This window comes from Paraburkholderia sp. RL18-085-BIA-A (assembly GCF_046027075.1).
In the GTDB taxonomy this organism is placed as follows: domain Bacteria; phylum Pseudomonadota; class Gammaproteobacteria; order Burkholderiales; family Burkholderiaceae; genus Paraburkholderia.
In genome coordinates this window covers 1-325 of record NZ_JARESU010000683.1, presented here as the reverse complement: position 1 = coordinate 325, position 325 = coordinate 1, and the positions used below count along the sequence as shown (strand labels likewise).

Below are 325 nucleotides of genomic sequence, written 5' to 3'. Positions count from 1 at the left end.
TCGCCACCGAGCTGCTGGCGCCGTACAGCTGGCTGCCGTTGATCGCGTCCACGCTCGTGGCGTTCACCGCGCCCGCGGCCACGCCCGTCACCGTGCGGGTGCCCGCCGTGCCCGACACGTTCACCACCGTGCCGTCCGTGTCCTTGCCCACCGTGAGGTCACGCGTGGTCGCGTCCTGCTGCACCAGACCGATCGAGCCATCCGCCAGCTGGTTCTGCACGTTCGTGATCTCGGTGGTGTTCTGCGTCGTGCGGCCGTCGATGTTGGTAATGGCATCACCCACGTTGCCAACCGTCGTGCCGCCCACGCTGTAGCTCGGCGCCGA

The 325-nt window shown here is 68.9% G+C and carries 1 pseudogene; it reads right to left on the bottom strand.

Annotated features, from left to right (window positions below):
- Positions 1-325, bottom strand: a pseudogene (locus P0D89_RS54380) (ESPR-type extended signal peptide-containing protein); the annotation flags it as partial.